This window comes from Bacillus cereus group sp. BfR-BA-01316, from assembly GCF_022664195.1.
Classification (GTDB): domain Bacteria; phylum Bacillota; class Bacilli; order Bacillales; family Bacillaceae_G; genus Bacillus_A.
Genome location: NZ_JAKUGX010000016.1, coordinates 1 through 13,227, shown reverse-complemented (window position 1 = coordinate 13,227; position 13,227 = coordinate 1). Strand labels below are relative to the sequence as shown.

Sequence of the window (13,227 nt, the reverse complement as noted above, 5' to 3'; positions counted from 1 at the left end):
TATTTATGTCTTATTATATTCTGCAAATTGAATTAAATTCCTATTTCACACTCTTTTCCCCCGCATGTACCATTTCTTACTTTCTTATACAATCATACATACAAAGAAAGTTAATTGCTCTAATAAACGATGTTTATCATTTCAAGTTCGCCCCATGTTATGCTTATTTCCTTATGGCATATAATTCTTCTTAACCTAAAGAAATCCTTCATTAAAAAGGATTTCTTTTACATTTTATTACTTTTTAACCATTTCTCAAAAATTTGAATCATCCCATGCTTCCCAGCCAACTTCTCTTCTCCTTGTTTCGTTTTATATGGATATAGTTGTAAAAATACTCCACAACCGGATTCAATTTTTTTACTATGCATATGGCTACCTGGATATACACAAATCACTTCATAAATCGCTCTTCGCTTAAAAATTCGTTTACCATTCTGTTCTTCTACATACTTAATAGACCAGTATTTATACATTTGCTCAGTTGCTTTCGTATTACCGACAGGCTGAAAAATATTGTACATAGGGCTGTATTTCACTTCGATAATAATAGAAGATTTATATACATACTTCTCTTCTTCCTTTACATAACAATCTAAACGAATATCCGGTTTCTTTGTGTCCTCTCCATTATAAAAATTACTTCCTTTGCTTAGTGCAATAAGAGGGTGTGTTTCAATTAAATCATTAAACGCGACGTGCACTTTTATATCATCTCGATGTAAAATCACTGTCGTTCCATCTTGTAATCCGTCTAAATAAAAATGTTCTTGTATTTGTTCACGGATAGGATTCTTATCTTCAAATCCGATTTGTTCTAATATAGAAATAACGATAAAAAAAGCGTAATACTCATACACTAAAAACGTTGGTTTATATACGAATAATAAAGATGGGGGTTGTTCCGTATGTTGCGGTAACAATTCTAAATGGTGGATTAATTGTTGATGTGGTATAGATAAAGTGTTCGAATTAATGGTAGCTGTTTCAGAAACTTCCCGCCAAAATGGAGAATACAATACATTTCGAAAGTATTGCACGCTTTCATATACGATATGAGCTAATATTTTATATTCTTGTATTTTCACAGAACTTTTCCGTAAATCTGCTTCTTTCAATAAATGTAGATTTCTATATTTTTGTTTTTCCCTATCCGTCACGGATCCATTTCGTTCAATCGTTTTCATAATTGTTTTAACAGCTTGAAATTCGTCTGACTTTTTCTTCTTTTCTCCTTCTAGTATTTCAATAGTTTTACGTACAAAACTTTCTGCTTCAAGTAAATAATAATAGAATTGCATCGTTTTAAATTTAAGAAATGCATTTTCAATACTATTTTTTTGCTCCTTAAATTTACGGTTGTAATATTTCGCATAAAGCTTTCTTTCTGTCATAATGGCAGTTTTTCTCGTTGTCTTCCGCTCTTTCCTTTCCCATTCATATTCGTGTACAAATTCCGCATTCGATTCTACTTTCTTAAAAATTTGTTTTATTCTTTTCATTTTTTGTGGCAACTTTCTTAACAATACCAAATAAGAAGAATCTTCAATATCGCTAAGTGCTGAGAAAGTTTTCTTGTAATAACCTCTATCTAAAATTAACTCGTTTAAAATTGACTTCACATAATCTTGAATCATTTCAAATTGGTCATCAAAAAAGTTTTTAGGAACAACTTGAAACGCACCATAATAAGTTTTATCTTCTATACGCACTTCAAAATGATATAATCCACAGCGCCACGGATAAAAAAATTCAGTTTTTCCATGTTCATACACTAATACTCTTTGTTTTTTTTCATTTAATTCATATTGTGACTCTTTTATATTCTTTTGTCCCTCATATACTTTATTCCATATGAATGTAATATCCATTGGATTTTGATAATGGAAATGCAATTTCAGTGGTTTTAATTCCTGTACTTTATAAATACATTGAACTAATGCTGTAGTAGACGTACAAAGCCGGTTTAAAAGGATAAAATCGCCTTTCCCCTCAGTACCAATAATTAGCTTCAATACAAACGGGAGCGTTTCTTTCGTATCGACGATTGCTGTTTCATAACGCTCCTCATTTTGCATAGCCATACAGCTCCAGTTCTCTACGCTTTTGTCTTATATAAGCTAAAGAATGTTCAAATGTAGATACACGATTTGCAAGCGGAGACTGTAAAAGTGGTATCAATGTCGCTCCCCTTTTTGCTTCTTCAGAAAGTAGAGAGCCCACTGTCATTTCTGTCCCCCTTAATTTCGTTAATACACGCTGCTTTATTTGCAAATCAAAACCTTCTTCCCTGCTAATCATATAGGACTGATTATTTTGGAACGGTATATTTTGCAAATACGTAGCGATTGCGCTTGCACATCGGAAAGAAATTCCTTTTGAAATATCGTGTGATGATAATACATCATGTAACTTATCCAATAACTCTAATTCCTCTTCAGTAAACACTTCGATCATCTCTTTATTCCTAAACCAATTGAGTCGAAATTCTCCCGTTGTTACTTTCAGTGGGGGCTGCTGAACAACTTTCTCATGTTCTATATTCATCTCGCAAAACGGAATTTTTTGTAATGTAATCAAATTTGTTCGATCTAATAATCGATCGGAAAGCTCTTTCGTCGTTTCATCAAAGTTTACAGTGCCTACGAAAATAATATTCTCACCAATTTCCACTGAAGGTGGAATTTGATTTTCTATTTCTTGTACTTTCTCATACAAACTCAAAATACGATTTTTCTTTTCAAGTTGAAGAACAGATAGAAACGGAGTAAACCAATGCTCAATATGTGACATGTTCATTTCATCGAACACAATTATATACAATTGATTTGGGTTTTCTTTAGCCTCTAACAATGTCCGAACTAACTTCGTTTCACTTTCAATAAAATTACCATTCGGATGAAGGTAACCGAGAATATCATGTGGTTCTTGATACGATGGTGAAATCGGAATCCAAATTAATTCTTCACCATAACGTAATCCAAGTGCTTCTGCATAAGCTTGCACAAAGCGTGATTTCCCAACACCTGGTATACCACTAACAATTGTTAACATATTGGTTTTAACACTAATGTGAAAATTATATATATCTGTATCATCCAAATATAGCCCTTTATTACGAACCATACTTTGTACATACTGTAAAAAAGAGGATTCACGCTCATCCCATTCCCAGTCCTCCTTTTGCATTTTAATATCTTCTACTTCAACTAACTTACCTTCTTCAACAATTCGTTTATTTAGTTGGTCATACACATTTTCACTTACAAAATATAAATGATCATCTACTGCTATTTCTACATGTTTCATCCAATCGTCTATTTCAATATATTTGCATTCTTTTCTTTGCTCAAAATATGAAATTGAACTTATTGATGATTTTAACGATAAATTTCCATATAGCCTTCCTTCATGCCACAATAATTCTGGAGGCTCAAAGTCTTTTGGTAATTTAGGCATAAGAAATGATAAGTAACCATTGCTTAACTTCCGTTCCAAAGACGCTCTCTGTTTATAATTTGAGACCTTTGGTGAAGGAATCAATTTATATGAAGATGCTATTTCCCGAGGCTCTTCTGTGCATATTAATTCCAGAAATAAATTTCCACGATCATAATAAAGACGAAACATAACCAGTTGCTTTTCTACTTTACGCTTCTTTAAATCAGTAAAGATTTTTTCATTCTTTTTATTACTGCATAATCCTTCAAACAAATATTTTCCAGTCGGAAATAACTCTTGTAAAGTTAAAGGTATTGGAGAAAGACATTGTACAAAGAAATTTTTCCCATTCTTCTCTCCCTCAGCTTTTGCAAACCTCCCAATAAACCTCATATAATACATTCGCTTTATAAAACTTGGATGAAGAGCTTTATGTAATTTCAACGTAGTCACCTTCTTTTTTTCATACTATTCTTATTGTATGAACTACAATCTAAAACTAGAAATAAAAAACCTGACGTCATCCGTCAGGTTCAAAATTAAAACATATATTAATGAGAAGGAAATGCTTTTTTTTCTTGTAAAATGGCATTATGAGCGATTTTCATTTTAGCAAGTACGTACCGTAATCGATCTTCGGCATTTTCATCTTTATTTTGCTGCAAACTCGCCAAATTCTCTACAGAACTCGCTAAATTTTCAATCACGCCTCGAAGTTCAGGATGATGATTAAAAAAAGATTCTTGTACTAATACTTTCCTTAAATCACTAGCTAAATCCATAATTCTAGACAACTGTTCTTTTTCTTCCATTTTCATCCCTCCTGAATATCTTATGTATTAAATATTCTCTAGACAAGGAAAAAAGCCCTTTAAATTAAAAGGACTTTTACATTTTTATAGTTCCTGTCAGTAACATATAAAGTGATGTGATAGCTGCAATAACAATTGCCCACATCACATATCTCTCTATACCTACAAAACAACGATTCCCTTTTTCTTTTCTTGCAAACATGTACACGATAATCCCGATTCCATATACAATCGAAACAAGTAATAAATTCTTTAAACCAGCTGCATAAATTAACCATACAGAGTATAGGGAAGCAATTAATGCTAACAATCCATTTTTTACTCTCGCAACTTTCAGCTCTTTCGTGATGACTAATTTCAATTGAAATAGCGCTGATAATAAATACGGTAATAAAATTGATGTTGACGCAATAAAATACATAATTTGATATGTCGATTCTGAAAACAGAACGATTATAAATATAATTTGGGCAACGATATTTGAAATCCATAATGCCATATGCGGCGTTTGCTTCTTATTTGTTTTCGTAAAGACTTTCGGAAATACTCCATCTTTCCCTGCTACGTGAGAAATTTCAGAAACAAGTAAAAACCAGCCAATTAATGTACCTACAAGTGACGCAACTAATCCAATATTAATTGCCATTGCACCCCATGGCCCAACAACATGTTCTAATACATGTCCCATTGAAGGAGTCTCTAATACTGAAAGTTCTTTTCTTGTCATAGCTCCCATTGACAGAACAGAAATTAAAATATAAATAGACATTACTAAAATAAGTCCAAGTACTGTCGCTTTTCCAACGTCTCTGCTATTTTTTGCTCTTCCAGATAATACAACTGCTCCCTCAACCCCAATGAACACCCAAAGCGTTACGAGCATTGTATTTTTCACTTGACCAAGTACAGAGGAAACTGAGATTGTTCCTTCGCCCCAAAAGTCATGTGTAAATGTATCCCAGCGAAATGCCGTTACCATCACGACAATAAATAATACGATCGGAACTAACTTTCCAATCGTTGCGATAACATTCATAATGGACGCTTCACGAATTCCAAATAAAATAAGAAAATGAAGTGACCATAATAAAAGAGAAGCACCAACGATAGACGCAGCGTTATTTCCTCCTTTAAAAATCGGGAAGAAATAACCTAATGTACTAAACAGTAACATAATTGTTGCGACATTTCCTAAAATCCCTGCCAACCAGTATCCCCACGCACTGTTAAAACCAATATACTCACCGAATCCAGCTCGTGCATAACTATAAATCCCGCCCTCAAGCTCCGGTTTTTGTCTTGCTAATGTTTGATATACGAGCGCAAGTGGAATCATTCCCATCGCTGTAATACACCAACCAATTATTGTTGCACCACTATTTGCTCCTACTGCTAAATCATGCGGTAAACTAAAAACACCGCCACCAACCATCGTTCCAACTACTAATGCGATTAATGGAAAAAATCCTAACTTCTTTTCTATCTGTACCACCCCATCTGTCATTCTAGGTGCTATGTTCGTTCAACTATTAAAGTCACCTTTTTCTCTAATAGACGTTTCTCTTATATTCTTTCAGGAAAACATTACTTATTCTAAAAGAAAATGAAGAAAAATGGAATACTTTTTTGAAAAAATGTATAAGTATGCACGAAAAAACCGTTCATTTTGTTATGAACGGTCATTTCACACATATAAAATTGTATATTTTTTGTAAAATTAACGAAGTAACTTCTCTTTTTGTAAAAATTGTTTCGCTACTTCTTCACTACTTTTACCATTTACATTTACTTCATAATTCATTTTTCGCATTTCTTCATCTGTAATCTTTCCAGATAATTTATTCAGTACTTTTTCAAGTTCAGGATATTTCTGTAACGTCTCTTTTCTTAATAATGGTGCTCCTTGATAAGGCGGGAATAACCCTTTATCATCTTTTAGTACTTTAAGTCCATATTGCTCCAATTCGCTATCAGTTGAATATGCATCAATTACGTTAACATCACTCGATTGAATTGCACTATAACGTAGTTTCGGTTCCATCGTTTTAACATTTGAAAACTTATAATTATATAATTTTTGCATACCTTTATAACCATCTTCGCGATCAGCAAATTCTAATGTAAATCCAGCCTTAGCCTCCTGTGCAATATTTCTCAAATCAGAAATTGTATTTATATTATATTGATTTGCTATATTTTTCGGCATGGCTAGTGCATATGTATTGTTATACTCCATTGGTTGTAACATTATCATATTATATTTCTTTTCCATTCCGATGCGGGCCTGCTCGTATACTTCATCACGATTTGTACTCTTCGGTTCTTCTTTCACGAAAGTAGATAAAGCTGTTCCCGAAAATTCTGGGTATATATCTATTTCTCCTGATTTTAATGCTTCAAATACAAATGCTGTTTTCCCAAGACCTGGTTTTAATTCTACGTGTAAATCTGTATCCTGTTCAATAAGCTGCTTGTACATTTGAATTAAAATTTCTGGTTCAGATCCTAGTTTGCCAGCAATAACAATATCTTTCTTTTGTGTATTCCAAAGAAATGGTGAAACGACAACTACGATGACAATACATACCGTCAATATAACGCGCTTAGGAGCGCGTTTTGGACGTTCAAGCATGCGAAGTACTATATCAAAGAATAAAGCGAGTAACGCGGCTGGTACGGCTCCTAAAATGATAAGTGCATGATCATTCCGGTCGATACCGAGTAATATGAGCTTACCAAGTCCGCCAGCACCTATTAAAGCTGCTAATGTTGCCGTTCCAACAATTAATACCATCGCAGTGCGAATACCAGCCATTATAATTGGCAATGCAAGTGGAAGTTCTACCTTCCACAATCTTCTCCAGCTATTCATCCCCATAGCTTTTGCTGCTTCTATAAGAGATTCATCTAATTCCCGAATTCCTGTATACGTATTTCGTAAAATAGGTAATAGTGCATAAACAACTAATGCGATAATAGCCGGAAGCTTTCCGATTCCTACTAATGGAATTAAAAGTCCAAGTAAAGCAAGTGATGGCACTGTCTGCATAACAGCAGAAGTCCCTATTATAAATTCAGCCATTCGTTCTTTTCTCGTTAATAAAATGCCAAGCGGCACCGCAATGATTACTGCAAAAAATAATGAAATAAGCGATATTTGTAAATGCTCACTTAATGCACTCAGCAATTCTACTTTTCGTTCTTGGAACGTTTGAATAAAATCAGTCACTGTTTAGCCTCTCTCCTTCATTTGTTCAACAATGTAATTTACTATATGACGACTTGTTAACGCTCCAACATATCGACCATTTTCTTCAACCGGTACAGAACCTTCAGCTTGTACGCGGACTAGGGCTTCTTGTAAAGGAGAATTTAAAGATAAAACATTCCCTTCTACTCGTATGCTATCGTCTAGCGGCAATACATCTTCTACAATCTTCCCTTCATACCAAGGTCGTCCACGATTTCCAATGAACTCCTCTACAAACTCATTTTTCGGATTATGTATAATGCCCTCAGGTGTATCTAATTGAACTACTTTTCCTTCTTTCATTATACAAATGCGATCACCAAGTGATAATGCCTCTTGCATATCATGCGTTACAAACACTATCGTTTTTTGGATTTTTTTTTGCAATTGTACAATGTCCTTCTGGAGCTGTTCCCTGCTTAATGGATCTAAAGCACTAAATGGTTCATCCATAAGAACAATTTTCGGATTAGCAGCTAACGCCCTCACTACACCTACACGCTGCTTCTGCCCTCCCGACAATTCATCGGGCATGCGATCACGATATACATCTGGTTCTAAGCCAACCATATGTAGCAGTTCATCAACACGCGCTTTTATTTTATTCTTACTCCACTTTCTCATTTCAGGGACAACTGCAATATTTTCAGCAATTGTCATATGTGGAAACAGCGCAATTTGCTGCAGTACATACCCGATATTCCAACGCAGTTCGTTTATATTATAATCTTGAATATCTTTTCCATCGATCAAAATTGATCCTTCCGTCGTTTCAATTAAACGATTAATCATCTTCATTGTCGTTGTTTTCCCGCAACCACTCGGACCAATGAGAACAAAGAATTCTCCTTTTTTAATTTCTAAATGTAATGAATCAACTGCTTTTGTGCCATCTTCATACGCTTTTGACACATAATTAAACTGAATCACAAACACAACTCCTTTATTGCTGTTTCCTTTATTTTGATGGAATACGGACTTCATTTCAAATGATACGCTTTATTATATAAAAAAAGAGCCCTCATTTGAGCTCTAGCGATCGAATAATATCGTCTTCATAATAGCAACATATTCACGTACATACGCTTTTTTCTTGGAACGACTCGGTGTTTCAGCAGCCAAAGCTTCCATCTTTATTCCTAAACGCTTTGCAATTATTTTCGTTCGATATAAATGATACGTATTACTTACAACTACCGCATGCTTTACATCATATAAATCCATACTAAACTTTAAATTTTCATACGTATTTGTAGAGCGGTCTTCAATTAAAATACGACTCTCATCTATACCGTGTACCATTAAATAGTTTCTCATACTATGAGCTTCCGGTATATCTTCATCTTCCCCTTGACCACCTGAAACAATTACTTTCACCTCAGAGTGAGAGTATAAATATTCCAACGCCACATCCAAACGGTTTTGAAGAGATAAAGACGGTCTATCTCCAAATAACTTTGCACCTAATATAAGAACGTATGGAGAGTGATTACTCAATTTTTCACGAGCAACTTTATTCATTCGAAACGTCATATAAATGATGTATAGCGGAGGTAGTAATAAGATTATAAGCAATATCCATTTGTTCATAAAAAAGTTAACACTCCCTTTCTTTTTATTATATAGAAAAAGAAAAGGAGGCAGAATTATTTTTTAAACAATTGATTTATTAGACACATTCGCTTCCATTTTACGTTTTGAAATTACATAATAAAAAGCAATCCCTAATGATAGGATCAATATACAGCTTAGTACGTAAAACGGGACCATTACCCCTGCTTTAGATACGCCTGCCGTAAACAACATTAATAATACAATTCGAATTCCTGTACCAATTAATCGAAATAAGCTGTCCACACGTCCCATTACTTCATTTGGGATTTCTTCCATCATCAATACATTTCTCGCCACTCTTGTTCCAGCATTTCCAATCGCATGAAAAATCGCAAGTCCATATAATAACATAATGGAAGGCTCAATAATCATTGCGGTAATTGAAATTACATAAATGAACATCGTCATAACGATTGAAACTTCTATTTTGACATATTTCATCATGATTGGAATACTTATTCCCGCAATAACAGCCCCAACACCGTACATCATGCCTTCTATCGCGTATACAGAGGCACTAGCTTTGAGTATATCTGAAATATAAACTGGTATTAAATAATTTGCCATCATGACACCGATAAACGGCATATAAGTCGCAAGTAAAATACTTGCAGAAACAAATGTACTAAAAATCAACTAAAAAGCTGATAAATCAACGTTTTTTATAACTATAAAAATCACAAATAGTCGTTTGATTTTACACATTTGTTACCAAAACGTTACCACAAAACAAAAAAGCACAGCGTGTATAAGTAGTGTTGGTAGCACTCTTATACCGTCCGCCTACTCTCGATAGGCAAACACTTGCTGTACTCTTACGAACTATTTTACAGTACGTAAGGGCTCCTTAGCAACAGTTTGCTTACACTTGGCATTCTGTTGCTTTTTTGTTTATACAAAGGGGCCTATATAATGAAGAAACGTATCGATGTTATCGCAAATGAAGTATCCTTCCACAACTTATCATCATTCACAGATGTGGAAGAATTAAACAAAACTGTACGTACATACCGTGACACTATCCGTATGTCTATTAAGCGTACCGATGTACAATCTAAACTAATTGCATTACTTGAAATTTTAAAACGCCACAGTTGTAAATATGTAGGTGTTAGTTTCCTATGCAAAAATAGAATTGCTGCAAAGATGGAAGTTTCATATAAAACTGTACAACGTTTAATGAAGAGACTTGTGGATTTAGAGATGATTAAGCAAGTTGCTATGAAGAGAACAAAAGATATGCTTCAAACTTCTAACGCTATTATCATTCAACCAATTGTGGAAGAAATGTCCGACAAGGTAGATACAAAAAGTCCTACAAAGTGTCCTACCATTAAAACAACCCCTATTTCCTTAAAACAAAATATAAAAGATATAAACAAACGTAATAGTAATAAGAATAGCAATACTCCAGAAGAGAATATTGAACAAGCTGATTTTGTCGCTCACTGGGTACCAGAACGTTTTGTTTCTTTAACTAGCTCTTTTTACAGTGAATCTAAAACAATTCAAGAACTGTGGAAGGTCGTAAGACAATGCAATAAAGTTACAAACTTCTCTACAGGTGATAAAGCATTTGATAAGGACCAAGAGCTTACAATCGGCTTAAAAGCTATTAAAGAGTTTGTTATGAAAATTAAATCTGGTACAAAAATGAATAGGGGTAAATTTGCTTATTTCAATGGAATTGTAAATACCTTAATGGACAAGTTCTACTTTGATAGCGAGTTTATGGGAAATAAGTAATAATTTCCATATAAAAAGTGTTATAATATTCATTATTATATTTTTAGTTAGTTTAAATTTCAGAGGGAGAATTTCTATTTTATGAGGATTTATGAAGCGATTATTTTATGTATGAAAACTTTCGCAAGATATTTGATTACAAAAATAAGAGAATATAAAGTGCATATGTTTGTGATTTTAGTAGTGCTAGCAATCTTTATTTGTGCATTTAGTTTAGAAATAAGTAATAACAAAGCTAATAGTTTTTTAGATAAGAGTTTCTGGTTGGATAGTCTGTTGCCAAATATAATAGCTGACATGATAGGAATAATTTTCACTTCTTTTATTATAGCGGGCTTATTTTCTCGAAATAACAAACGAGCAGAGGAAAAAAGAATTTATGGTATATTAGGGAAAGACTATCAAAAGCTAATTAATATTTTAAATAGAAACTATTTATATTTATTAAAAAAAGATGAAATATATTTATCTTCTTTCATTACAGATTACCCTATCAATTTCGAATTAAAATCAATAGCAAGGAAAAAAGATTCAACTATTGATTTTTCTTTATTAATTAAAACTTATAATGCATGGGATGTCTCAACAGGTAGCCTAGTATATGATAATTTTATTACGATGGTTCCTAAAATTGAAGAATGGGATAATCTCGTTTGGGATCACTTAAAGGATGTCGAGGAGTTATTTCGCAGAAAAAGAAAAATGGAATTCAAATTAAAACAATTGGATGAAAACTCAGATGAATACAAAATGAAAATGCTTGAATATGATAAACTTAAAATAGAACTTCAGGACGCAGTATTTATAGATACATCAATAGATAATAATTTATTAGATGTAGATGTTTCTGACGCTTTCACTGCTTGTTCCAAACTTTATAAAAGTAAAATTCAAGAGTTTTATGACAAATACAACTTTATAATCCCAATTGATATAAGAGTGTCATTTGCAGAATTAGAAAAAAATTTGCTACATGCTTCGGGTACAATTCATTCCTATACCCGCCCTTTGCCTTCTAGCATTGCTGAAAACGTTAATACTGATGAACTTAAGAAAGAAATTTTACGCACTCTTGTAATTATCTCTCAAGAACTTGTACATCTATCAGGATATTTCAAAAATGTTAAATGATTATAAGATAATTATTGTGTAAAAAAGAACTTGCGGACAGTAATTGTAAATGAAATTTTAAAAGAAGCATTTATATAAATAAAACCGTCTCTTATTCAGAGTCGGTTTTTCTTTCTTTAACATTACATTTAGATTCTGCCTTGAACACCCCTATATCTCCAAAGCTTTTGAAGTATTTATAATCTCATTGGAGATGACGAACATAGATGTACAAACAAAAATAATTGTATGTACTGATGCTTTTCGATTAAATATGAAATTTAAAGTCGATGAATTTGTTGATGTGAAATAATACAATATTTACAGTTGTTGCATCAAATTGGTATGATTTAGGTATCACTTCAAGGAGGTCATTACATGAGTTACGATACTATTGCTTCATTACAACGTATGCAGCAATTAGAGCAAGCTCAAGCTGCATCTGGGAAACGTTTAGTTTTAAAACGAGTAACTCCTAAAGTAGATATTGTTATTTTAGTTATTACTTTTCTATTAGCTGTTCCAACACTTACACTTTCAATATGGATATGGGCCACTTATTTTTCAATCAAGGAATTTACGTTGAAAACATATTTAGTGAAAAACGTTGCAACTGGCGAACAATTCTATGTGGAGAAACAAGACTTCAAACAATATAAGAGAAGTTTAAAGAATAAGGGAAAACAAGTTAGAAGAATATCTGATTTGTAATAAATAAAAAAAGCCGTCATAATGACGGCTCTTGTTTTTACTTAATAGTTACATGTTCCTCACGAATCCAACGATTACCACCAATATCTATTGCGTCGCCAACTCTTCCCCAAATACGATAAGGAGTAGAACCGTCAATATTTCCAACATGGTTAATACATTCTGGCTCACTATGAACTGCAATCCCCCAACCTACAGGATATTTAGAATGCGCATAGAACCATTTCACATCAAAATGTTTTAGGTAAGCCCACTGCTTTTCATTCCCAAGGCAGATCATGTCTTTTTCTCCACCACCCCAGTATCCTTTCTGGATTAAGTAAGGGATTTTTTGTGTAATACGTCCAGCAAAAATAGGATCAGCAGGATTTTCATATAGATTCACACCATAACCATCATCGTATTTCGATGTTGCATGTCCAATTCCCTCTGTTTGAATAGGCTGAATTGGATCAATTGGGTTAATTGGATTTAGTTCATTACCACCAATAAACCAAGATAATGGCTTGTCTCCATTTAGAACATTTAAGTCAACTTTTCCTA

Annotated in this window: 10 protein-coding genes and 2 pseudogenes; 3 read left to right on the top strand and 9 right to left on the bottom strand. The window is 33.3% G+C overall.

From position 1 onward, the window contains the following. Nucleotides 1-227 precede the first annotated feature (227 nt). The 8 genes and pseudogenes from MR071_RS13775 to MR071_RS13740 all read right to left on the bottom strand — a co-directional run. The gene (locus tag MR071_RS13775; RefSeq protein WP_105587121.1) at nucleotides 228-2,078 is read right to left on the bottom strand and encodes a hypothetical protein; all 1,851 of its coding nucleotides are present in this window, start codon (nucleotides 2,076-2,078) and stop codon (nucleotides 228-230) included. After that, nucleotides 2,068-3,885, bottom strand: a complete 1,818-nt coding sequence (locus MR071_RS13770; protein WP_242236426.1) for an AAA family ATPase — start codon at nucleotides 3,883-3,885, stop codon at nucleotides 2,068-2,070. Before MR071_RS13770 ends, MR071_RS13775 begins: the two co-directional genes overlap by 11 nt. Before the next feature lie 107 nt (nucleotides 3,886-3,992). Beyond that, the gene (locus MR071_RS13765; RefSeq protein WP_002085825.1) at nucleotides 3,993-4,253 is read right to left on the bottom strand and encodes a hypothetical protein; all 261 of its coding nucleotides are present in this window, start codon (nucleotides 4,251-4,253) and stop codon (nucleotides 3,993-3,995) included. A 76-nt stretch (nucleotides 4,254-4,329) separates the two neighbouring features. After that, a complete protein-coding gene (locus MR071_RS13760) occupies nucleotides 4,330-5,757 on the bottom strand; it encodes a basic amino acid/polyamine antiporter (protein WP_105587123.1) in 1,428 nt (475 codons plus the stop codon). 213 nt (nucleotides 5,758-5,970) lie between these two features. Beyond that, on the bottom strand, nucleotides 5,971-7,482 hold the full coding sequence (locus MR071_RS13755) for an ABC transporter permease/substrate-binding protein (protein WP_105587124.1): 1,512 nt from the start codon (nucleotides 7,480-7,482) through the stop codon (nucleotides 5,971-5,973). Between the two features lie 3 nt (nucleotides 7,483-7,485). Further along, nucleotides 7,486-8,433, bottom strand: coding sequence for an ABC transporter ATP-binding protein (locus MR071_RS13750; RefSeq protein ID WP_242236424.1), 948 nt, complete (start codon nucleotides 8,431-8,433; stop codon nucleotides 7,486-7,488). Between the two features lie 102 nt (nucleotides 8,434-8,535). Then, nucleotides 8,536-9,093: a YdcF family protein gene (locus MR071_RS13745; RefSeq protein ID WP_105587126.1), complete on the bottom strand. Its 558-nt coding sequence runs from the start codon at nucleotides 9,091-9,093 to the stop codon at nucleotides 8,536-8,538. Between the two features lie 63 nt (nucleotides 9,094-9,156). Continuing rightward, a pseudogene (locus MR071_RS13740) lies at nucleotides 9,157-9,720 on the bottom strand (MFS transporter); the annotation flags it as partial. 309 nt (nucleotides 9,721-10,029) lie between these two features. On the opposite strand from MR071_RS13740, the gene MR071_RS13735 reads away from it, so the two are divergent. The 3 genes from MR071_RS13735 to MR071_RS13725 all read left to right on the top strand — a co-directional run bounded on the left by MR071_RS13735 (nucleotide 10,030) and on the right by MR071_RS13725 (nucleotide 12,684). Next, entirely contained in the window at nucleotides 10,030-10,863 is an 834-nt protein-coding gene (locus MR071_RS13735) for a cytosolic protein (protein ID WP_105587128.1), read from the top strand. An 81-nt stretch (nucleotides 10,864-10,944) separates the two neighbouring features. Beyond that, on the top strand, nucleotides 10,945-11,994 hold the full coding sequence (locus tag MR071_RS13730) for a hypothetical protein (protein ID WP_242236422.1): 1,050 nt from the start codon (nucleotides 10,945-10,947) through the stop codon (nucleotides 11,992-11,994). A 357-nt stretch (nucleotides 11,995-12,351) separates the two neighbouring features. Next, nucleotides 12,352-12,684: a hypothetical protein gene (locus MR071_RS13725; RefSeq protein ID WP_242236420.1), complete on the top strand. Its 333-nt coding sequence runs from the start codon at nucleotides 12,352-12,354 to the stop codon at nucleotides 12,682-12,684. Nucleotides 12,685-12,721: 37 nt separating this feature from the next. Here the strand turns inward: MR071_RS13725 and MR071_RS13720 are convergent. Continuing rightward, a pseudogene (locus MR071_RS13720) lies at nucleotides 12,722-13,227 on the bottom strand (N-acetylmuramoyl-L-alanine amidase); the annotation flags it as partial.

What these genes read in the sequence shown, in the direction of transcription:
- MR071_RS13775 (WP_105587121.1), bottom strand. Translation starts at nt 2,078, where the DNA reads ATGCAAAATGAGGAGCGTTATGAAACAGCAATCGTCGATACGAAAGAA.
- MR071_RS13765 (WP_002085825.1), bottom strand. Translation starts at nt 4,253, where the DNA reads ATGGAAGAAAAAGAACAGTTGTCTAGAATTATGGATTTAGCTAGTGAT.
- MR071_RS13760 (WP_105587123.1), bottom strand. Translation starts at nt 5,757, where the DNA reads ATGACAGATGGGGTGGTACAGATAGAAAAGAAGTTAGGATTTTTTCCA.
- MR071_RS13745 (WP_105587126.1), bottom strand. Translation starts at nt 9,093, where the DNA reads ATGAACAAATGGATATTGCTTATAATCTTATTACTACCTCCGCTATAC.
- MR071_RS13735 (WP_105587128.1), top strand. Translation starts at nt 10,030, where the DNA reads ATGAAGAAACGTATCGATGTTATCGCAAATGAAGTATCCTTCCACAAC.
- MR071_RS13730 (WP_242236422.1), top strand. Translation starts at nt 10,945, where the DNA reads ATGAGGATTTATGAAGCGATTATTTTATGTATGAAAACTTTCGCAAGA.
- MR071_RS13725 (WP_242236420.1), top strand. Translation starts at nt 12,352, where the DNA reads ATGAGTTACGATACTATTGCTTCATTACAACGTATGCAGCAATTAGAG.